The organism is Erwinia plantamica (assembly GCF_043420595.1).
Taxonomy (GTDB): Bacteria; Pseudomonadota; Gammaproteobacteria; order Enterobacterales; family Enterobacteriaceae; genus Erwinia; species Erwinia aeris.
Window position 1 is genome coordinate 184,152 of sequence record NZ_JBGCUC010000007.1, and the last position, 22,029, is coordinate 206,180.

The following is a 22,029-nucleotide window of genomic DNA, read 5'->3' on the forward strand; positions in this document are numbered from 1 at the left end:
TTATGCCCTTATGGCTGTACCACAATATTTTCCTGCGAAGGATCGACATGCTGCATTTGCAGTTTTTCCATCGCCGTTCTTTCCACGCGGCTGTGATCGCCCAGCGCATTCTCTTCCAGAATCAGGTTGCGCCATTCGATATCCAGCGCGTCGCGTTCCAGCACCAGCTGCTCGCGCTGCGCGGTGAGCAGGCGGGTTTTATGCGCCGTGGTCACCACCAGCACCGCAGACACCAGCACGGCGACAGCCAGGATCAGCGGGATTTTGCCGTGGCGTAAAAGATCGCCTGCAATCACGCCGGGTAAACTGTGTCGCTCGTTGCCGATCATGCGTCTGTTCTCTCAGCAATACGTAATACGGAACTGCGCGCGCGCGGGTTTTCCGCCACTTCCGCTTCGCCCGGCATCATTTTGCCCAGCGCTTTAAGCTGACGGCCGCCGAGCTTGCTCAGCTGCGCTTCCGTCATCGGAATACCGGCCGGAACCTGCGGGCCACGGCTCTGTTCGCGCATAAAGCGTTTGACGATACGGTCTTCCAGCGAGTGGAAGCTGATCACCGACAGGCGGCCCTGCGGCGCCAGCGCGGAAAGCGCGCCTTTCAGCGCTTTTTCAATCTCTTCCAGCTCGCTGTTGACCCAAATACGGATAGCCTGGAAGCTGCGCGTCGCCGGATGCTTGAATTTATCTTTTACCGGCGTAGCGGCATAAATCACGTCCGCCAGCTCTTTGGTGCGGGTCATTGGCTGCTCGCGGTTGCGCTCGACGATGGCGCGCGCGATGCGTTTTGCGAAGCGCTCTTCGCCAAAGGTTTTCAGCACAAAGGCGATATCGCTCTCCTCTGCCTGAAGCAGCCACTGCGCAGCAGATAAGCCTTTGGTCGGATCCATGCGCATATCCAGCGGGCCGTCGCGCATAAAAGAGAAGCCGCGTTCGGCATCATCCAGCTGCGGCGAAGAGACGCCCAAATCCAGTAAAATGCCGTCGATGCGGCCGGTCAGCCCGCGCGCGTCAACATACTCCGCCAGCGCGGAGAAAGGCCCATGTATAATGGTAAAGCGCGGATCGGTAATGGCGGCGGCGGCGGCAATAGCCTGCGGGTCGCGGTCGATGGCGTACAGACGCCCCTGTTCGCCCAGCGCGGAGAGGATCAGTCGGGAATGCCCGCCTCGTCCAAAGGTGCCATCAATATAGATGCCGTCTGGTTTGATATTGAGGCCGTTGACCGCCTCGTCCAGCAGCACCGTGGTATGTTTAAAATTTTCCTGCATAGCTATAATGACAAGTCCTGCAAGCGCTCAGATAGCGGTTCCTGAGACGACTGCTCCGCGTCAATATCCTCCCTGACTTGTTGATACCAGGTCTGTTCATCCCACAGCTCAAACTTGTTAAACTGTCCAACCAGCATCACTTCTTTGGTCAGATTCGCGTGCTGACGGAGCGTACCCGCAATCAGCAAACGGCCTGCATTATCCATCTGGCATTCGCTGGCATGACCAAGCAACAAGCGCTGAATACGGCGCTCTACCGGGTTCATGCTCGATAAGCGAGCCAGCTTACGTTCAATAATTTCCCATTCAGGCAGGGTGTAAAGCAGCAGGCATGGCTGATGGAGGTCAATAGTACACACCATTTGCCCCTGAGATTCCCCGATCAGCGTTTCGCGGTAGCGCATGGGCACAGCCAGTCGCCCTTTGCCGTCGAGATTGACTAACGTTGCTCCACGGAACATGCCAGTCTTCCCCTTTGGTTACCCTTAAGTCCCACTTTACACCACAAATTCCCACCCGGAGGAGTGTACGGAGCGGAGGAAATCATTGTCAAGCGACAGCGCAGGCCCTGAAGAATTATTTCTTTTCCAGAAAAAACAGCAAAGAGTTAAAAAAGAAGCGCCTTTAGCGCGCTATCGAAAATTAAACTAATGAATAGTGACGGGAAATTGATGAGAAAGTCTGAGTTGTTCAAAAATATACCAGCCGTTACCCGTAAAATTCCGGCCGCCAACTTTAGCCGTTGACCGGTATTTTAAGGAATTTCCTAAGAAAATGACCTGATAGTGCCGTTCTGCCTGATGCGGCAGCGAAGGCGTGTCGCTAACGTTTTAATAAGCGTGCATTTTCGGAAAGTTAAAATCATTTGAAACTTTATCTTTACTTTTATTTACGCTAACGACAAACCAAAAACGCACCGGTCTTATTTGGGCATCCGGCACCGCGCGAAAAGTTGCGAAACCAGAAAAATAAAAGGTGCCAATAAAAGACACCCTTTTAGCAACTGATTAACTTCCTTTACGGCTCAGGCGTCCACGCCGGTAAAGATTGCGACGGATACGCGTCAGGCCGGGTTTTGGCTTACGCGGCTCGTCCAGGCTGGCCAGCACCAGTTCCAGCACCCGCTCGGCCACGTCGCGATGACGCTGACCTACCGCCAGTACCGGACAATCCAGAAAATCCAGCAGCTCATGATCGCCGAAAGTGGCTATTGATAAATCGGTCGGCATCCGCCCTTCCCGCTTCAGCGCCACGTCCATCACGCCCTGCAGCAGACCAAAAGAGGTGGTAAACAGCGCATCGGGCATGGCGTGCGTTTCCAGCCAGGTTTCAAACAGCGCCGCCGCCGCCGTGCGCTCAAAGCTGTTGGCATAGATATAGTCGATATGGCGCTCGTCGCCCTGCCACGCCTGGCGAAAGCCCATTTCACGCAGGAAGCTGACGGACAGCTCCGGCAGCGCGCCGAGGTAAAGAATGGATTCAGCTGGCTGCTTGCGCAGTTCGGCCGCCAGCATCTCGGCATCATCCTGATCGGCGCCGACGACGCTGGTGAAGTGTTCGCGATCCAGCGCGCGATCCAGCGCTACGATCGGCAGCGGATCGTTAATCCAGCGCTGGTAAAAAGGGTGTTCCGGCGGCAGGGAGGTCGAAACGATAATCGCGTCTACCTTGCGCTGTAACAGGTGTTCCACGCAGCGCATTTCGTTATCCGGCTGATCTTCGGAGCAGGCGATCAGCAGCTGATAGCCGCGCTGACGGGCCTGGCGCTCCAGATAATTCGCGATCCGCGTATAGCTGGTATTCTCTAAATCGGGAATAACCAGGCCTATCGAGCGGGTACGCCCTGCCCTTAAACCTGCGGCGACCGCATTAGGGTGATAATTATGCTCGCGAACCACCGCCATGACTTTTTCTACGGTCTTGTCGCTGACACGATACTGCCGGGCTTTTCCGTTTATAACGTAGCTGGCCGTCGTGCGCGATACACCAGCAAGACGCGCAATTTCATCCAGTTTCACAATAACTCCACGCTTCAGGCACCATGACGGCGCAGAAAAAATAGCCATGTCGCGGCTAAGGATAAGATAATCTTACATCTAACGGCTGCGCCAGCAACCTCTTTTAGCCCCAGTCGGGAGCTTTCTGGCAAAAATAAAAAAACCCGGCATTACGCCGGGTTAGAAGCTTTTCGCAATTATCACGCGGGGCAATCAGCGCATAATTCGCTCGCCGCGCGCAACGCCGACAACGCCTGAACGTGCAACCTCAACGATTTCCGCCACTTCACGAACGGTGCTTAAAAAAGCGTCCAGCTTGTCGCTGGTGCCCGCCAGCTGAACCGTATAAAGCGAAGGCGTCACGTCGACGATCTGCCCACGGAAGATTTCCGCGCTACGCTTAACCTCTTCACGCCCGTAGCCGGTCGCCTGGATTTTCACCAGCATGATCTCGCGCTCGACAAACGCGCCCTGGCCCAGCTCCGTGACGCGCAGCACGTCCACCAGCTTGTGCAGCTGCTTTTCAATCTGCTCCAGCACCTTCTCGTCGCCCACGGTCTGAATAGTCATCCGCGACAGCGTCGGATCGTCAGTAGGCGCGACGGTCAGGCTTTCGATGTTGTAGCCGCGCTGAGAAAAAAGCCCCACTACCCGCGATAATGCGCCGGATTCGTTTTCCAGCAGTACCGATAAAACACGACGCATAATTATGTCCTCTCCGTTTTGCTCAGCCACATTTCGTCCATTCCGCCGCCGCGGATCTGCATCGGGTAAACGTGCTCGCTGCCGTCAACGTTAACGTCCACAAACACCAGGCGGCCTTTACGCAGCTCTACCAGCGCCTGGCTCAGTTTTTCTTCCAGCTCATGCGGATGATTAATGCCGATGCCGACATGGCCGTAAGCCTCCGCCAGCCTGATAAAATCGGGCAGCGACTCCATATAGGATTGCGAATGCCGTCCCGAATAGATCATATCCTGCCACTGCTTCACCATGCCCAGATAGCGATTGTTAAGGCTCAGCACCAGCACCGGCAGATTATATTGCAGCGCGGTCGACAGCTCCTGAATATTCATCTGAATACTGCCGTCGCCCGTGACGCAAACCACGGTTTCCTCCGGCAGCGCCAGCTTGACGCCCAGCGCGGCAGGCAGGCCGAAGCCCATCGTGCCCAGACCGCCCGAGTTGATCCAGCGGCGCGGCTTGTCAAAGGGGTAATAAAGCGCGGCGAACATCTGATGCTGCCCCACGTCGGAGGTCACGTAGGCGTCGCCGTTGGTCAGACGCCAGATCGTTTCGATTACCGCCTGCGGTTTGATTTTCTCGCTGCTGCGATCGAACGCCAGACACTGACGTGCTCGCCACTGTTCGATGCTCTGCCACCAGTCGCGCAGGCTGTCGCAATCCTGCTCGCTGTGCTGTTTTAGCATCTCCAGCATCTGCTTCAGCACATCGCGGGCATCGCCGACGATAGGCACATCTGCCGGCACGGTTTTGGAGATAGTCGCGGGATCGATATCAATATGCAGCACCGTCGCGTTCGGACAATACTTCATTAAATTATTGGTGGTGCGGTCATCGAAACGCACGCCAACGGCGAAAATAACGTCGGCATTGTGCATCGTCATATTCGCTTCATAGGTGCCGTGCATCCCCAACATGCCTAAACACTGGCGATGGGTGCCGGGGAAAGCGCCCAGGCCCATCAGCGAGCAGGTCACCGGCAAATTGAGTTGTTCGGCGAACTCGCGCAGCTCGTTGGCGCAGTCGGCATTGATTACGCCGCCGCCCGCATAGAGAACGGGTTTTTTCGCCGCCAGCAGGCTTTGCAGCGCGCGCTTGATTTGGCCCCGATGCCCCTGCGTCGTGGGATTGTAAGAGCGCATACTGATCGATTCCGGCCACTGATACGGCAGCTTGTTCGCCGGATTCATCATATCTTTTGGCAGGTCGATCACCACCGGGCCGGGACGCCCGCTGGCCGCCAGCCAGAAGGCTTTTTTCACGACGGTGGGGATATCTTCAACCTGCCTCACCATAAAGCTGTGTTTGACGATCGGCCGCGAAATACCGACCATGTCGCACTCCTGGAAGGCGTCATAGCCAATAAGGGAGGAAGGAACCTGCCCGGAGAGCACGACCATAGGAATAGAATCCATATAGGCGGTGGCAATGCCGGTAATAGCGTTGGTGGCGCCCGGCCCGGACGTGACCAGCACCACGCCGGTTTCGCCGGTAGCGCGTGCGTAGCCATCGGCCATATGTACAGCGCCCTGCTCATGGCGCACCAGCACGTGGTCAATGCCGCCCACGGTTTGCAATGCGTCATAGATATCCAGTACTGCCCCGCCGGGGTAGCCGAACACATGTTTTACGCCCTGATCGATTAACGATCGGACCACCATCTCGGCTCCTGACAACATCTCCATTTTTGCCTCCAGGCTTTAAGGTGCTGATTTACCGACGTGCTTAACGCGCTTATGCAGAAAATAACGCCTGCCTGCCGATAAGTTCAAAACCTGTGTTTATTCAACCGCTAAAAATATTTTCAGCGGCCAGGTACAGGGCGATGCCCGTTTTATTTTTGCTTTGAGTGAAGATTTACCATAACCGCAGAAAACCCGACAGGCAAACGTCCTGCACGTGACTGATGAATGAAAGCCCTCATTAAGGCACTACCTGTTTCGCTAACGCGTCGACGTTTACACTAACTATTCGCCAGGAAAAAAGCGGTTTATGCTGACTGCGCTTTATTTTCCAGTGTGATCGTTTCGTTATTAATGAGTGAACTTCTTTGAATAAAGTTTACCTGTTCAAACATCGCGGCGGATTTAGTTTTTTCTGCTGCTTCCCGATCTATCTGAAAAAGAATGCGCTAACTAACCGGGCATTGTTGGTGAAAGTTGTTTATAAGAAAAACCTATGTAATATCCTGATAAAAAAGGCTATTTTTGCTAAAAACCGCCAGCACTCCCTTTTGTTTTTCGATGGTTTTCTGCTGGGCGGCCTGCCGTACGCCTTTTTGTTCTGTCTGCCTTTGCTGAGCCAGAATAATTTCTCTGCGCTGATTTTACGTCGCTAATTATAACCTTGTGACTCGCCTTGACATCGCCCCCCGCTTTCAAGTATCAATAAAGGAACAGCAAATTTATGAGGCCTGACTCAATGATCCGTACCCTCCTCCTACCTGGTCTACTACTAAACGCATATTTATGCGCGGTAGACTTGTGGGCGGAATGAATCACTGATTCAGGCTTGCAAACTAAAAAACCCGCGCTACTGCGCGGGTTTTTTTATGCTCGTAGCATTAGCGATGCAAACATGAAAGGAATTATCTGATGAGCCAACAAGTTATTATTTTCGATACCACGCTGCGTGATGGCGAACAGGCATTGCAGGCCAGCCTGAGCGTGAAAGAGAAATTGCAGATAGCGCTGGCGCTGGAGCGTATGGGCGTTGACGTGATGGAGGTCGGTTTTCCGGTTTCTTCGCCAGGCGACTTCGAATCCGTGCAGACTATCGCTCGCCAGGTAAAAAACAGCCGTGTTTGCGCGCTGGCCCGCTGTGTGGAAAAAGATATCGATGCGGCTTACGAAGCGCTGCGCGTGGCCGAAGCCTACCGCATCCACACCTTTCTGGCGACGTCGCCCATGCATATCGCCACCAAGCTGCGCAGCACGCTGCCGGAAGTGATCGAGCGCGCCGTGCGCATGGTAAAACATGCGCGTAACTACACCGACGACGTCGAATTTTCCTGCGAAGACGGCGGTCGGACGCCAATCGACGATCTGTGCCGCGTCGTGGAAGCCGCCATCAACGCCGGCGCCACTACCATCAATATCCCTGACACCGTGGGCTACACCCTGCCGAGCGAGTACAGCAACATTTTCACCCAGCTGCGCAACCGCGTACCCAATATCGACAAAGCGATCCTGTCAGTGCATACCCATGACGATTTGGGCATGGCGGTCGGCAATTCTATCGCCGCCGTGCAGGCTGGCGCGCGCCAGATTGAGGGCACCATTAACGGTTTGGGCGAGCGTGCGGGCAACTGTGCGCTGGAAGAAGCCATCATGGCGATAAAAACCCGCAGCCAGCTGATGAACGTGCATACCCATATTCACCATCAGGAAATCTACCGCACCAGCCAGCTGGTCAGCCAGATCTGCAATATGCCAATCCCGGCCAATAAAGCCGTGGTGGGCAGCGGCGCTTTCGCCCACTCCTCCGGTATTCACCAGGACGGCGTGCTGAAAAACCGCGAAAACTACGAAATTATGACGCCGGAATCGATCGGCCTGCACCAAATCCAGCTGAACCTGACCTCTCGCTCCGGTCGTGCGGCCGTGAAACACCGCATGGAGGAGATGGGTTACAAAGAGCAGGATTACAATCTGGACAGCCTGTACGACGCCTTCCTGAAGCTGGCCGATAAAAAGGGCCAGGTGTTCGATTACGATCTGGAAGCACTGGCCTTTATTAACAAGCAGAACGAAGAGCCGGAACATTTCCGCCTGGACTACTTCAGCGTGCAGTCCGGCTCCAGCGTGATGGCAACCGCTTCGGTCAAGCTGAACTGCGGAGAAGAATCTATCGCCGAAGCCGCGACGGGCAACGGGCCGGTGGATGCCGTTTACCAGGCGATCAACCGTATTACCGACTTTGATATCGAGCTGGTGAAATATCAGCTGACCGCCAAAGGCCACGGCAAAGACGCGCTGGGCCAGGTTGATATCGTGGTGAACTATAACGGCCGTAAATTCCACGGCGTGGGCCTGGCGACGGATATCGTGGAATCCTCCGCCAAAGCCATGATTAACGCCCTGAACAATATCTGGCGCGCGCGTCAGGTCGAGCAGGAACTGCAGCGCAAAGCCAACGAAAAGGAAGCCGTATAATGACAAGGACTTATCATATTGCCGTATTGCCGGGCGACGGCATCGGGCCGGAAGTCATGGCGCAGGCCGCGAAGGTGCTGGATGCGGTACGTCAGCGTTTCGATCTGCGCATCACCACCAGCGAGTATGACGTCGGCGGCATTGCCATCGACCGTCACGGCGAGCCGCTGCCGCCAGCCACCGTGGCGGGCTGCGAACAGGCGGATGCGATCCTGTTTGGCTCCGTCGGCGGCCCGAAATGGGAACACCTGCCGCCAGCGGAGCAGCCAGAGCGCGGCGCGCTGCTGCCGTTGCGTAAGCACTTCAGACTGTTCAGCAACCTGCGGCCGGCCAGCCTGCATCAGGGGCTGGAAGCGTTCTGCCCGCTACGCGCAGATATCGCCGCCAAAGGCTTCGATATTCTGGTGGTGCGCGAGCTGACCGGCGGCATCTATTTCGGCCAGCCGAAAGGCCGTGAAGGCAGCGGCCAGCACGAGCGCGCCTTTGATACCGAGGTTTATCACCGCTTCGAGATCGAACGCATCGCCCGCATCGCCTTTGAATCTGCCCGCAAGCGCCGTAAAAAAGTGACGTCGATTGATAAAGCAAACGTGCTGCAATCGTCCATTTTATGGCGGCAGATCGTAACGGAAGTGGCGCAGGATTACCCGGATGTCGAGCTGCATCATATGTATATTGATAACGCCACGATGCAGCTGATCAAAGAACCTTCACAGTTCGACGTTATGCTTTGCTCTAACCTGTTTGGCGATATTCTCTCCGACGAGTGCGCGATGATTACCGGCTCGATGGGGATGCTGCCTTCCGCCAGCCTTAACGAACAGGGTTTTGGCCTGTTTGAACCGGCAGGCGGCTCCGCGCCGGATATCGCCGGAAAAAATATTGCCAATCCTGTCGCTCAGATCCTGTCGCTGGCGCTGCTGCTGCGCTACAGCCTGCAAGCCGCCGACGCGGCCGATGCCGTTGAGCAGGCCATCAGCCGCGCGCTGGCAGAAAATTACCGTACCGGCGACCTGGCTGGCGACGGCGACGCCGTCGGCACCGAGGAGATGGGTTCCGTTATCGCCCGATTTATCCGCGAAGCCTGATTATGAAAACATTATACGAGAAGCTGTTTGACGCCCATGTCGTGTATGAAGCGCCTGACGAGACGCCGCTGCTTTATATCGACAGGCACCTGGTGCATGAAGTGACCTCGGCGCAGGCTTTTGACGGTCTGCGCGCGCACGGCCGCCCGGTGCGTCAGCCGGGTAAAACTTTCGCCACGATGGATCACAACGTCTCTACGCAAACGCGGGATATCAACGCCAGCGGCGAGATGGCGCGCATTCAGATGTCGATGCTGATCAAAAACTGCGAAGAATTCGGCGTGCGGCTGTACGATCTGAAGCATCCTTTTCAGGGCATTGTGCACGTTATCGGGCCTGAACAGGGCATGTCGCTGCCCGGTATGACCATCGTCTGCGGCGATTCGCATACTTCTACCCACGGCGCTTTCGGCGCGCTGGCGTTTGGCATCGGCACGTCAGAAGTCGAACACGTGCTGGCAACGCAGACGCTGAAGCAGTCGCGCGCTAAAACCATGAAAATCGAAGTCGTGGGGCAGACGGCGCCGGGCATTACCGCCAAGGATATCGCGCTGGCGATCATCGGTAAAACCGGCAGCGGCGGCGGCAACGGGCACGTGGTGGAGTTCTGCGGCCCGGCCGTGGAGCAGCTCAGCATGGAAGGCCGCATGACGCTATGCAATATGGCGATTGAGCTGGGCGCGAAAGCGGGCCTGGTCGCGCCGGATGAGACCACGTTTAATTATGTGAAGGGCCGCCAGTTTGCGCCCAAAGATCGGGCCTGGGAACAGGCAGTCGCCTACTGGCGCACGCTGAAATCCGACAGCGGTGCCCGCTTTGATAAAGTCGTGACGCTTAATGCCAGTGAGATCGCGCCGCAGGTCACCTGGGGCACCAATCCCGGCCAGGTGATCGCCGTCAACGACGTCATCCCCGATCCGGCCAGCTTCAGCGATCCCATTGAACGCGCCTCGGCGGAAAAAGCGCTGGCCTATATGGATCTCAAACCGGGCATCAGGCTGACTGACGTGCGGATTGATAAGGTATTTATCGGCTCCTGCACCAATTCCCGTATTGAGGATCTGCGCGCGGCGGCCTCCGTGGTCAAAGGGCATAAAATCGCCGCTGGCGTGCAGGCTTACGTCGTGCCCGGCTCCGGGCCGGTCAAAGCGCAGGCCGAAGCGGAAGGTCTGGATCAAATCTTTCTGGCTGCCGGTTTCGAATGGCGCCTGCCCGGCTGCTCGATGTGTCTGGCGATGAATAACGATCGCCTGAGTCCGGGCGAGCGCTGCGCCTCAACCAGCAACCGTAATTTCGAAGGCCGTCAGGGCCGTGGCGGACGTACGCATTTGCTCAGCCCGGCGATGGCCGCCGCTGCGGCGGTAGCCGGTCACTTTGCCGATATCCGCGAGCTGGATCAGGAGTAACTATGGCGAAAAAATTTACGCAGCATACGGGCGTGGTGGTGCCAATGGACGCCGCCAACGTCGACACCGACGCCATTATCCCGAAGCAGTTTTTACAGATGGTGACGCGCACCGGTTTTGGCCGCAACCTGTTTTACGACTGGCGCTACAAGGATGCGGAAGGTCAGATCCCTGACCCTGACTTTATCCTGAATAAACCGGCCTTTCGCGGCGCCAGCATTATGCTGACGAGGGAGAACTTCGGCTGTGGATCTTCGCGCGAACACGCGCCCTGGGCGCTGACCGACTACGGTATCCAGGCGATTATCGGCAGTGATTTCGCCGATATTTTTGCCAATAACGCGTTTAATAATCAGCTGCTGCTGGTGACGTTAAGCGAAGCCGAAATGGATGCGCTGTTTCAACGGGTCGCCGCCGAGCCGGGCGTCAGCTTTACCGTGGATTTGGACAGGCAGGAAGTGGTGGCAGGCGACAAGCGTTACGCTTTCAGCATCGATCCTTTCCGTCGTCACTGCCTGCTGAACGGGCTGGATAGTATTGGCCTGACGCTGCAGCACGAAGCCAGCATCAGCGAGTACGAACGGCGGCAGCCAGCGTTCTTGCGCTAGCTTCAGTCGGTTTAAAAGCGGCCCGAGCGGGCCGCTTCCCTCCACTCAAACATCCTTCACCTTAGCCGACATCGCCAACGCCGCGACGGCGAGGATCAGCGCGCCCCAGTAAACCGAATAGTGGCCGAACGTTTCTGCCAGCGCGCCCTGCAACACGCCCGCCAGGATCACGCCGGTCGAAATGCTGTTGGTAAAAAGCGTGGTGGCCGCACCCGGTCTGCCGGGCATCAGATCCTGAAAATAGAGCATGCCAATCCCGGCGATGATGCCGATAAAAATAGCGTTGAAAATCTGTAGCGCCAGCAGCGCCGCACGCGAGTGAAACAGCACCAGCCCCAGATAAAACAGCACGCCCGCCGCCACGGCAAACAGCATCATATTGCGCTTGCCGAAGCGCTTAACATAGTGCCCGGCCAGCAGCATCGCCGGGATCTCCAGGCCCGCCGCCACGCCCATCAGCAGGCCCGCCAGCCTGTCCGGCAGGCCCAGCACGCTGCTGATATAAAGCGGCATATCAATGATATACATGGTGTTGCAGGTCCACATCAGCAGAGAGGCGATAAACAGCAGCCGCACGTCTCTGTTTTTCCACGCGCTGATTTGCGTGATAACCACCTCCGGCGACTGTTCCACCCGTGGTACAGAAGGCAGCGCAAACCAGATCAGCGCGATGCAGAGCACAAACAGCGCGGCGGCAACGGAAAACATGGTGGTAAAGCCGTAGTTCAACGCCAGCGCGAAAGAGAGCGGCGGGCCAATCACCCACGCCAGCGAAAGCTGGGCGCGCATTACCGAACTGAACATCACGACTTCACGCGCAGAGCTGTCCGCATACTCGCGCGCCAGCGCAAAAATTTGCGGCATGGCGACGCTGGCCAGCGCCGACAGCAGCACGCCAAAAGTGATCAGCGTCAGATAATCGCGGTTAAAAGCGAACAGCAGCGCGTTGCCTGTCGCCATCAGACAGCAAAAGAGGATCAGCATACGTCGATCGCCACGGTTGTCCGATCGTTTCGCCAGCAGCAGGCTGACCGCAATACCGGCAATTGCGTTCACGGTATAAAACAGCCCCACCCAGAATGGCCGCTCGCCCACTTCGCGCGTCAGAAACAGGCTCAGCGTTGGCGCCTGTAGCGCCCCCGCGATACCCACCATAAAAGAGACAGCCATAAAAGCGAGGTAAACCGGGTTAATACGACGTTGACGCGTAAGCAACGATTTCATACCACATCCCTTGCAAATAAAGAGGCCCGCACGCGGGCGCAAACAGCAAGCATAGAAGAAAACGGGAAATGAAAAAAGCCAGCGGGCAAGACGCCTGCTGGCTGGTGAAAGCACACCTTACTCAGATATAAAGTCTTGAAAGCGCGCCATTCAAAAGAATGCCTCCCGCACTTTCATCGCTAACCAGTATTGCCTTAATATAGGGCAAGAAAAACAGGCGACTTTTCAGCAAGAGTTCCCCTTTTATGCAATCAACGCGTTTACAGCAGCAGTTTATCCGGCTCTGGCAGAGCTGCGAGGGCCAGCCGCAGGAAACCACGCTCGACCAGCTGGCGCTCCAGCTTAGCTGTTCGCGTCGCCATATGCGTAACCTGCTTGGCGCCATGCAGCAGGCGGGCTGGCTAACCTGGCAGGCAGAAGCCGGGCGCGGCAAGCGCTCGAAGCTGACGTTTCACTATACGGGCCTGGCGCTTCAGCAGCAGCGCGCGGAAGACCTGCTGGAGCAGGATCGCATCGATCAGCTGGTGCAGCTGGTCGGCGATAAAAATACCGTGCGGCAGATGCTGCTCTCTCATCTCGGCCGCAGCTTTCGCCAGGGAAAACATATCCTGCGGGTGCTCTATTATCGCTCGCTGCTGAACCTGAATCCCGCCACCGCGTTGCGTCGTTCGGAAACGCATCTGGCCCGGCAGATCTTCAGCGGCCTGACGCGCATAAATGAGGAAAACGGGGAAATCGAGCCGGATATCGCCCACCACTGGCAGTCGGTTTCTTCGCTGCACTGGCGCTTCTATTTACGCCCTGCGGTGCATTTCCATCACGGACGCGAGCTGGAGATGGCGGATGTGATCGCCACGCTGGAACGCGCGCGGACGCAGCCGCTTTTCGCCAATATCGTCCGTATTCACTCTTCCACGCCCTGGACGCTGGATATTCATCTGCACCAGCCCGACCGCTGGCTGCCGTGGCTGCTGGCGGGCGTCGGCGCGCTGATCGTGCCGAAAGAGTGGCCTTTTCTGCCCGATTTCAGCCGTCAGCCCGTCGGCACCGGGCCTTATGCCGTGGTGCGTAATCAGCAGAGCCAGCTTAAGATCGAAGCCTTCGACGCCTATTTCGGCTACCGCGCGCTGCTTGATGAGGTCAACATCTGGGTATTACCGGAAATCAGCGAGGAGCTGGTCTATTCCGGCGTCAGGCTGGAAGGCGGCAGCCTGGATGAAAAATCGGAAGAGAGCCGCCTTGAAGAAGGCTGCTATTTTCTGCTGTTCGACCAGCGTTCGCCGCTGGGACGGGACGAGCAGATCCGTCGCTGGGTCAGCGCCATCGCCAACCCGATAGCGCTGCTGAACCGCGCCGGAGCGGGCTATCAGCGCTACTGGTTTCCGGCCTACGGGCTGCTGCCGCGCTGGCATCATCGACGCGATCTGGACGCGCCGGAAAAGCCGACGGGCCTGACCTCGCTTACGCTGACCTGGTATGGCGATCATCTTGAGCATCAGGCTATTGCTAATTTGCTCCATCCGCTGCTGGCTGCGCAAGGGGTGACGCTGGTCACGAAGCAGGTCGATTACGCCAGCTGGCATCAGGGCGAAGCGGAAAGCGACATCTGGCTGGGCAGCGCTAACTTTACCCTGCCGCTGGAGTTTTCGCTGTTTGCCCTGCTGTATGAGATCCCGCTGCTGCAACACTGCGTGCCGATTGACTGGCAGCAGGATGCGCAGCGCTGGCGCGAACAGCAGCTGCCGCTGGCCGACTGGAGCAGGCAGCTGATCGCCGACTGCTACTTTCATCCGCTTTTCCATCACTGGCTGCTGCTGGAAGGCGAACGCAGTATGCGCGGGGTGCGCATGAATACGCTGGGCTGGTTTGACTTCAAGTCCGCATGGTTTGCACCGCCCGAATCATGATGCTTTCGCTACCCTGTAGAAATCATTAGAATAAGCCGTTCTCAACGGGGTGCGCGGCATTGGCCGACGCTGAGATAAACCCGTCGAACCTGACCCGGCTAATACCGGCGTAGGGATTTGAGAGTGCTTCACCTGCTCAGATCGCGCGTCGCCTGACCCTCAAGGAACTCCAGGTGCTAAAAAAAATCCTGCCTCTGCTGCTGCTCTGCTCGCTTTCCGCCGTTGCCGCCAAACCCGCGCTGACGGTCTATACCTATGACTCTTTCTCTTCCGAATGGGGACCCGGTCCGGCCATTAAAAAGGCTTTTGAGGCCGACTGCGGCTGCGAGCTGCGCTATGTCGCCCTGCCCGACGGCGTCGCGCTGCTGAACCGCCTGCGTATGGAAGGGAAAAACAGCCGCGCCGACGTGGTGCTGGGGCTGGATAACAACCTGCTGGACGCGGCGGAAAAAACCGGCCTGTTTGCCGCCAGCGGCGTCGATACGCGCAGCGTCACCGTGCCGGGCGGCTGGTCAAACAGCACTTTCGTTCCCTACGACTACGGCTGGTTCGCCTTTGTCTATGACAAAACTAAACTGCAAAACCCGCCCAAAAGCCTGAAAGAGCTGGTCGAGGGCAGTCAGCCGCTGAAAATTATCTACGAAGATCCGCGCACCAGCACGCCGGGACTGGGCCTGCTGCTGTGGATGCAGAAAGTCTATGGCGATAACGCGCCCGCCGCCTGGCAGAAGCTGGCGCAGAAAACCGTGACCGTGACCAAAGGCTGGAGCGAGGCTTACGGCCTGTTTCTGAAGGGCGAAGCCGACATGGTGCTGAGCTACACCACCTCACCCGCTTATCATTTGATTGCCGAGAAAAAAACGCAGTATGCCGCTGCCGACTTTAGTGAAGGTCATTACCTCCAGGTGGAAGTCGCCGGGCAGCTTAAAACCAGTAAACAGCCGCAGCTGGCGCAGAAGTTTATGCAGTTTATACTGGCTCAGCCTTTCCAGCAGACCATTCCGCAGGGCAACTGGATGTATCCCGCCGTGGCGGGCAAGCTGCCGGCAGGCTTTGACACGCTGACCCTGCCGAAAACCACGCTGCAATATTCGTCGCAGAACGTTGCCAGCCATCGCAGCCAATGGATCAGCGAATGGCAACGCGCCGTCAGCCGCTAGCCAGCTATCAGCCTTCAGGCAGCCTCGTTCCTGGCTGCCTGGCCGCCACGCTGCTGGTCGCCGTGGCGCTGCTCGCCTTTATCGCGCTGGGGCGCAACGCGCCGGTCAGCGCCCGCGCGCTTTGGGAAGACAGCTATCTGTGGCACGTCCTCCGCTTTTCCTTCTGGCAGGCGTTTCTCTCCGCTTTGCTGGCGCTGACGCCCGCCGTGCCGCTGGCGCGGGCGTTGTATCGCCGCCGCTTTCCGGGCAGGCAACTCGTGCTGCGCCTTTGCGCGATGACGCTGGTGCTGCCGGTGCTGGTGGCGGTATTCGGTATCCTCAGCGTTTACGGGCGTACGGGATGGCTGGCGTCGCTGTGCGCCTGGCTGGGCGTGGACTATCACTTTACGCCTTATGGTTTGCAGGGCATTTTGTTGGCGCACGTCTTTTTTAACCTGCCGCTGGCCGCCAGGCTGCTGCTGCAAACGCTGGAGCAAATCCCCACCGAACAGCGCCAGCTGGCCGCGCAGCTGGGCGTCACGGGCTGGCATCAGTTTCGCCTGGTTGAGTGGCCCTGGCTGCGGCGCCAGCTGCTGCCGGTCGGCTCGCTGATCTTTATGCTCTGCTTCGCCAGCTTCGCCACCGTGCTGGCGCTGGGCGGCGGCCCTAAGGCCACCACTATCGAGCTGGCGATTTTTCAGGCGCTGAATTTTGATTACGATCCCGGCCGCGCCGCCTTACTGGCGCTGCTGCAAATGATCTGCTGCCTGAGCCTGGTGTTGCTGAGCCAGCGGCTGAGTAAAGCGCTGCCGTCAGGCACCACTCATCTGCAAGGCTGGCGGGATAAGCAGGAAGCGCCGGGCGCGAAGCTGCTGGACGGCGTACTGCTGTTGCTGCTGCTGCTGCTGATCGCGCCGCCGCTGTTGGCCGTGATTGCCAGCGGCCTGAACAGCAACCTGTTTAGCGTCCTGCAACAGCCCGCGCTCTGGCAGGCGACCTTTACCTCGCTACGCATCGCCCTGGGCGCCGGCGTGCTCTGCGTGCTGCTGACCACGATGCTGCTGTGGAGCAGCCGCGAGCTGCGCCTGCGCCAGCAGCCTTTCGCGGGCCAGCTGATGGAGCTGAGCGGAATGCTGATCCTGGCGATGCCGGGGATCGTGCTGGCGACCGGTTTTTTCCTGTTGCTGAACGATACCCTCGGTCTGCCGCAGTCTGCGGACGGCATTGTTATCTTTACCAATGCGCTGATGGCCGTGCCCTACGCGATGAAAGTGCTGGAAAATCCTCTGCGCGATATCGCCGAGCGCTACAGCCGCCTTTGTCTGGCGCTGGATATTCGCGGGCTGAACCGTCTGCGGCTGATCGAGCTGCGCGCGTTAAAACGGCCGCTGGCGCAGGCGCTGGCGTTTGCCAGCGTGCTGTCGGTCGGCGATTTCGGCGTGGTGGCGCTGTTCGGCAACGAAGATTTCCGCACCCTGCCGTTCTGGCTTTACCAGCAGATGGGCGCCTATCGCAGCGAGGATGGCGCGGTGACCGCGCTGCTGCTGCTGCTGCTCTGCTTTCTTTTGTTTACCCTGATTGAAAAACTGCCGGGACGCCATGCTGACGTTGACTAACCTTACCTGGATCTACCAGCATCTGCCGATGCGCTTTTCCCTGTCGATGCAGGCCGGGGAGCGCCTGGCGATACTTGGCCCCAGCGGCGCAGGTAAAAGCACCCTGCTGAGCCTGGTAGCGGGTTTTCTTACCGCCGACAGTGGCGAACTGCGGCTGAACGGCGAAGATCATCGCGCTACGCCGCCGGCCAGGCGGCCGGTTTCCATGCTGTTTCAGGAAAATAACCTGTTTCCCCATCTTACCGTGGCGCAAAATATCGGGTTGGGGCTGCATCCGGGGCTGCGGCTGACGGCGGAACAGCAGCGAAGCTTGCAGACGATTGCGGAGAGGGTCGGTCTGGAAGACTATCTGACCCGTCTGCCGGGCGAGCTTTCCGGCGGGCAGCGTCAGCGCGCCGCGCTGGCCCGTTGCCTGGTGCGCCAGCAGCCGATCCTGCTGCTGGACGAACCGTTCTCGGCGCTGGATCCGGCACTGCGTAAAGAGATGCTGGCGTTGACGGATGAAGTTTGTCGGGAAAGAAAGATGACGCTGCTGATGGTGTCGCACAGTATTGAGGATGCGGCGCGCATCACGCCGCGCAGCGCCCTGGTGGTCGATGGCCGGATTTTCTGGGACGGCAGCACTTCCGCCTTGCTTAACGGTGAGGTCAAAGAGGCGGCCATATTAGGCATTAGCCTGCGGTAACGGCGGCGGCGCCTGGTTTACATACCGGGCCTCTCTGCCTTAAGCCGAGCCACGTCATAAGCATTCACTGGCATAACTACAGTCCACATTAAACTGGCACTGCTAACGAAGTCATCTTTCCTGCAACGGCACAGATATATTGATATCAACAGGGCCAGACGGCTTTATTTACTTATTAAATAACTTCCTTTTTATTGCCATATATTAACGTACAGGAATAATCACCTTATTCATCTGTTAATTCAACTCAGAAACAAACTATTATCCTGCCATAAATAAAATGAATGATGAATGTCATGTAAGTTACATAAAGATATGTTACTAATGCGATATAGCAAGCATGACCAGAAATCTATTTTATTAAAGGAAAACAGGCAATGATTGATGCGCAAAAAAAGACGATATTAATCACCGGTGGGTCTAAAGGGCTTGGCCTGTCCTATGCCAGAGCGCTGGCGAAAGATCATCGGGTTATTATTACCGGCAGAGATGCGCAAAGACTGGCCGAACTTGAAGAGGAGTTTGGCGGTGCCGTTCACTGCCTCCAGTGCGACGTTACCGATCGGGTCGCGGTTGCCGCCTGCTTTGCCAGCATAGCCGACAAGTTTGGTCATATTGATGTTGTGATCAACAACGCCGGCGTCTGGGGGCCGGTAGATAAATTTGCCGATATCGAACTGGACGACTGGTTTGAGGCCATCAATATTAACCTGCTTGGCCTTTCTTATTGCACGCATGAGGCGCTAAAGCCAATGCGTGTGAAAAAGCGTGGGATTATTATTAATATCGTCAGTAATGCCGGGGTTTACCGCTGGCCTTATTGTACCTCTTATTCCGTAACCAAAGCGGCCGTGATTAAATTAACCGAAAATCTTGCGGTTGAAATGAAGCGTGAAAATATCTCTCTTTACGCCTATCACCCCGGCCTGGTTCATTCCACCGGCATGGTAACGAATCTGATTGATACCATCACCGACAGCAACAGCGCTCGTGGAAAAGCCTTGCAGTGGGTATATGATGAAAAAGATGCCGGGAATACCGTTGATGAAACGCAAAGCCTGATCAATATTGAAAAACTGTGCAGCGGGAAATACAGGTCGTTAAGCGGACTTTATCTTACCGTCAGAGACGATCTCGATTTGCTGCTGGAAAGAAAAAGGGAAATCCGGGAAGGCGACCTGTTTATGTTAAGGGTCAACGGGCTGGCTGTTTAGGCCCGCCGTTTCTTCGTCTGAAAACCGCCTCGTATCTTCAGTCTGCAAAGTATTCACCTGGCCGCTTGCGTTTATGGCAAACGGCCGGGTTTTGTGTAAAACATCATGCCATCTTGTGCGTCATTCCCCGCTGTTTTATGTTTAATCCTCCCTGGCAATTAACCGGAGCAGCCTGATGGTCGAAAACCACACTGTCTGTACTATTTTTCAGGGGCGTGCCGGAGACCATAACGATCTTGCGATCCCAGCGGCCAAATCCCTTGGTAACGCGCTGGCATCCTGCCTCGGCCAGCGGCCGACTGTTATCGGTACGCCCAAACCGGCGCTGAGCGCAGGCTGGCGCGAAGAGCTGGACGCGGCCATGCCCGATTTGCACGCGGTACAACAACATTTTGCCGCCGTGTTTGCCTCCGGAGCCGTTTCCGTAGCGGCCACCAGCCGCTGTGCCGTGTCGCTGGCGACGCTGCCCGCGCTGGCGCAACATTATCCCGATGCTTGTCTGGTGTGGTTCGACGCGCACGCCGATCTCAATACGCCGGCTTCTTCCACCAGTGGATTTCTGGGCGGACTGGCGCTGGCCGGGCCGCTGGGCCTTTGGGACACCGGCCTGGGCAGCGGTATCAGGATGGAACAGGTCGTGCTGGTCGGCCAGCGCGATCTCGATCCTTTTGAAGTGAACCTGATCGAGCAGCACAATATTTCCTGCCTTCCGCCCGGTGAAGATTTGCCGGATCGCCTGCGTAAGGCCGTTGCTGGCCGTGCGGTTTATGTGCATCTGGATTGCGACGTGCTGGCCCCGGGCACGGTGCCGACAGATTATCAGTCAGAGGGAGGATTAACGCTGGCGGAACTGACGGCCTGCTGCGAAGTGCTCGCCTGTTCGTCTTTAATCGGTATAGAGATAGCGGAATTGCAGAACGCCTGGCAGCCGGAAGGGCCGCCAGTTTCGCCTGAAAAATTGGTAGCCGCGCTGATGCCGCTACTGCAATAGCCGCGGCCCGATGGGATCCTGCGGCATTGCGCCGCAGGAAAGCGATGATTATGCGAACTGTTTGAGAAGCAGCGCGGCTGTTGCCGCTGAGGAGCCAGGGTTCTGGCCGGTAATTAACAATCCATCCTGAACCACGTAAGAGCCCCAGTCGGCGCCCTTAGAGTAGATGCCGCCCTGCGCCACCAGCTCATCCTCTACCAGGAAAGGCACCACGTTGGTCAGGCCGACGCCTTCTTCTTCGCTGTTGGCGAAGCCCGTGACCTTTTTCCCTTCCACCAGCGGACGGCCCGCCGGCGTTTTCACATGGCGCAGCACGCCAGGCGCGTGACAAACCAGCGCTACCGGTTTTTCTGCGGCGAGGAAAGATTCAATCAGGGCGATGGAATGCTTGTCCTCAGCCAGATCCCACAGCGGGCCGTGGCCGCCCGGATAAAATACCGTGTCGTAATCGGCCTGGGAAATCGTGTCCAGACGCACGGTAGCGGCAAGCTGCGCAACAGCGTCGGCGTCAGCCTCAAAGCGATGCGTCATCTCAGTCTGAAAATCCGGCTCGTTGCTTTTCGGATCCAGCGGCGGATTGCCGCCAGCCGGCGAAGCCAGAGTTACTTCGGCGCCCGCATCTTTAAAGGCATAATAAGGCGCGGCCAGCTCTTCCAGCCAGAAACCGGTTTTACGGCCGGTGTCGCCCAGTCGATCGTGTGAGGTCAGAACCATTAAAACTTTCATCGTGTCTCTCCGCATGGTGGCATTAATATATAGTAGACCAGTCGTCTAATCTCGGGGTAAAAAAACAGGCCAGCCTGCTGGCCTTGTCGATCGTAAACCTGTAATAAAACTATCCGCCTGGCTTAGCGGCGCTTTGGCCTGCCAGGCCACGCATTTGCCGGACCGCTGAAGCAAACGGCGCTTCAGCCTGCCAGGCCCAGCGTGTGCCGGGTTAACAGCATGGCTGAGGCAAACGGCGCTTCAGCCTGCCAGGCCCAGCGTATGCCGGGTTAACAGCATGGCTGAGGCAAACGGCCCTTTGTGGCGAACGATTTTCACCATCACGCTCGCGCCCAGCCAGAGCTGGTAAAGACTTTCCGCGACCCGGCCTGGCTCGTCGATAATCCGCAGTGACCCCTCCTCTGCGCCAGCCTCAATGGCTTCAGCCAGCCGCGCCACAATTTGCGAAGTGCCTTTTTCCAGCGCAAGTCGCATATTTTCCGACAGGTCGGCCACTTCCGCCCCCAGCTTTACCGCCAGGCATTTGCCCTGACAGTCCTGGAAGGACTGTGTATCCTGCCACTGCTGCCAGTAGTTCATCAGCCGCTGCGCCATATTGGCACCGGGCTGGCTCATCGTGTGGTCAAGCCCGGCCAGGTAGTCGGCAAAATAGCTTTCCAGCATGGCGACAGCAAAGGCATCCTTGGAGCCGAAATAGTGATAGAAGGAGCCTTTAGGCACGCCCGCTTCGGTCAGGATTTCGTTCAGCCCGACGGCCGAATAGCCTCTGCCCGCCATGATGCGCTGTCCGGTGGCGAGGATATGCTCGCGGACATCGTCTTTGTGTTTATGCGTCGCTGTGTTCATGAACTAACCTTACACCTGATTAGACCGGTCGTCTAGAAATTAACGTATATTTTTTCGATCGCGCTTTTTTTGAAGCCGCGCCTGACCAGGACGGTAATAAAAATGAAGTGCCACATCTTAAAAAACCCATACGATTTAATTAATTAACGAATAACTCCGCCGATGCCTCCACTTCTTACTCCTCTTCTTCCTCTCCCTTTTTCTCTGCGTCTTCTTCCTCTTCTCTCTCTTCTCTCTCTTCTCTCTTCTTCTGCCCAGGTAGCTTTATGAATAACATCACAAAAAAGAGAACCCGCTTTTACCCCAGCGACAGCCGCTCAAAAATAAAACCGTAACAAATCCAATCGGTTTTATACGTATCGGCCTTATTCATGCCATCGACACATCAATCAATGCACTTTTTGCACTTATTTACTG

Annotated in this window: 19 protein-coding genes and 1 riboswitch; of the genes, 10 read left to right on the forward strand and 9 right to left on the reverse strand. The window is 57.0% G+C overall.

What is annotated here, in order from left to right:
• Positions 1-8: 8 nt before the first annotated feature.
• From ftsL to ilvI, 6 genes are all read right to left on the reverse strand, one after another.
• Entirely contained in the window at positions 9-329 is a 321-nt protein-coding gene (gene ftsL / locus AB3U87_RS09655) for a cell division protein FtsL (RefSeq protein WP_253455285.1), read from the reverse strand.
• Positions 326-1,267 (reverse strand): 16S rRNA (cytosine(1402)-N(4))-methyltransferase RsmH, encoded by a 942-nt coding sequence (gene rsmH, locus AB3U87_RS09660; protein WP_253455286.1) that lies wholly within the window; start codon positions 1,265-1,267, stop codon positions 326-328. Before rsmH ends, ftsL begins: the two co-directional genes overlap by 4 nt.
• Before the next feature lie 2 nt (positions 1,268-1,269).
• Positions 1,270-1,728, reverse strand: coding sequence for a division/cell wall cluster transcriptional repressor MraZ (gene mraZ, locus AB3U87_RS09665; protein WP_125288986.1), 459 nt, complete (start codon positions 1,726-1,728; stop codon positions 1,270-1,272).
• A gap of 546 nt (positions 1,729-2,274) precedes the next feature.
• Positions 2,275-3,285 (reverse strand): catabolite repressor/activator, encoded by a 1,011-nt coding sequence (cra, locus tag AB3U87_RS09670; protein WP_253455287.1) that lies wholly within the window; start codon positions 3,283-3,285, stop codon positions 2,275-2,277.
• Positions 3,286-3,477: 192 nt separating this feature from the next.
• Entirely contained in the window at positions 3,478-3,969 is a 492-nt protein-coding gene (ilvN, locus tag AB3U87_RS09675) for an acetolactate synthase small subunit (protein WP_125288984.1), read from the reverse strand.
• A 2-nt stretch (positions 3,970-3,971) separates the two neighbouring features.
• The gene (gene ilvI, locus AB3U87_RS09680; protein ID WP_394148897.1) at positions 3,972-5,693 is read right to left on the reverse strand and encodes an acetolactate synthase 3 large subunit; all 1,722 of its coding nucleotides are present in this window, start codon (positions 5,691-5,693) and stop codon (positions 3,972-3,974) included.
• A gap of 909 nt (positions 5,694-6,602) precedes the next feature.
• On the opposite strand from ilvI, the gene leuA reads away from it, so the two are divergent.
• The 4 genes from leuA to leuD are packed head-to-tail and all read left to right on the forward strand — an operon-like array spanning position 6,603 to position 11,264.
• Positions 6,603-8,162 carry a 2-isopropylmalate synthase gene (gene leuA, locus AB3U87_RS09685; RefSeq protein WP_253455290.1) on the forward strand — a complete coding sequence of 520 codons (1,560 nt, stop codon included), beginning with the start codon at positions 6,603-6,605 and terminating at the stop codon, positions 8,160-8,162.
• Positions 8,162-9,250: a 3-isopropylmalate dehydrogenase gene (gene leuB / locus AB3U87_RS09690; protein ID WP_394148898.1), complete on the forward strand. Its 1,089-nt coding sequence runs from the start codon at positions 8,162-8,164 to the stop codon at positions 9,248-9,250. The genes leuA and leuB overlap by 1 nt, the downstream gene beginning before the upstream one ends.
• Positions 9,251-9,252: 2 nt before the next feature.
• Entirely contained in the window at positions 9,253-10,656 is a 1,404-nt protein-coding gene (leuC, locus tag AB3U87_RS09695; protein WP_301730716.1) for a 3-isopropylmalate dehydratase large subunit, read from the forward strand.
• Positions 10,657-10,658: 2 nt separating this feature from the next.
• Positions 10,659-11,264 (forward strand): 3-isopropylmalate dehydratase small subunit, encoded by a 606-nt coding sequence (leuD, locus tag AB3U87_RS09700; protein WP_253455293.1) that lies wholly within the window; start codon positions 10,659-10,661, stop codon positions 11,262-11,264.
• Positions 11,265-11,309: 45 nt separating this feature from the next.
• On the opposite strand, the gene AB3U87_RS09705 is transcribed toward leuD, so the two are convergent.
• Positions 11,310-12,488, reverse strand: a complete 1,179-nt coding sequence (locus AB3U87_RS09705) for a sugar efflux transporter (RefSeq protein ID WP_253455294.1) — start codon at positions 12,486-12,488, stop codon at positions 11,310-11,312.
• 245 nt (positions 12,489-12,733) lie between these two features.
• Between AB3U87_RS09705 and sgrR the strand changes: the two genes are divergently transcribed.
• From sgrR to AB3U87_RS09735, 6 genes are all read left to right on the forward strand, one after another.
• Entirely contained in the window at positions 12,734-14,395 is a 1,662-nt protein-coding gene (gene sgrR, locus AB3U87_RS09710; protein ID WP_369895541.1) for an HTH-type transcriptional regulator SgrR, read from the forward strand.
• A gap of 35 nt (positions 14,396-14,430) precedes the next feature.
• A riboswitch (TPP riboswitch) is annotated at positions 14,431-14,529 on the forward strand.
• 39 nt (positions 14,530-14,568) lie between these two features.
• Entirely contained in the window at positions 14,569-15,555 is a 987-nt protein-coding gene (thiB, locus tag AB3U87_RS09715) for a thiamine ABC transporter substrate binding subunit (RefSeq protein ID WP_301251463.1), read from the forward strand.
• Complete coding sequence (gene thiP, locus AB3U87_RS09720) at positions 15,531-17,150, forward strand: thiamine/thiamine pyrophosphate ABC transporter permease ThiP (protein ID WP_301251464.1); 1,620 nt, start codon at positions 15,531-15,533, stop codon at positions 17,148-17,150. Before thiB ends, thiP begins: the two co-directional genes overlap by 25 nt.
• A complete protein-coding gene (thiQ, locus tag AB3U87_RS09725; RefSeq protein ID WP_301251466.1) occupies positions 17,134-17,835 on the forward strand; it encodes a thiamine ABC transporter ATP-binding protein ThiQ in 702 nt (233 codons plus the stop codon). Before thiP ends, thiQ begins: the two co-directional genes overlap by 17 nt.
• Positions 17,836-18,212: 377 nt before the next feature.
• Complete coding sequence (locus AB3U87_RS09730) at positions 18,213-19,049, forward strand: SDR family oxidoreductase (protein WP_253455299.1); 837 nt, start codon at positions 18,213-18,215, stop codon at positions 19,047-19,049.
• Positions 19,050-19,224: 175 nt separating this feature from the next.
• Positions 19,225-20,040 (forward strand): arginase family protein, encoded by an 816-nt coding sequence (locus AB3U87_RS09735; protein ID WP_301251468.1) that lies wholly within the window; start codon positions 19,225-19,227, stop codon positions 20,038-20,040.
• Between the two features lie 48 nt (positions 20,041-20,088).
• On the opposite strand, the gene AB3U87_RS09740 is transcribed toward AB3U87_RS09735, so the two are convergent.
• The gene (locus AB3U87_RS09740; protein ID WP_253455301.1) at positions 20,089-20,766 is read right to left on the reverse strand and encodes a type 1 glutamine amidotransferase domain-containing protein; all 678 of its coding nucleotides are present in this window, start codon (positions 20,764-20,766) and stop codon (positions 20,089-20,091) included.
• Between the two features lie 240 nt (positions 20,767-21,006).
• Positions 21,007-21,612: a TetR/AcrR family transcriptional regulator gene (locus AB3U87_RS09745; protein WP_369895544.1), complete on the reverse strand. Its 606-nt coding sequence runs from the start codon at positions 21,610-21,612 to the stop codon at positions 21,007-21,009.
• Positions 21,613-22,029 lie beyond the last annotated feature (417 nt).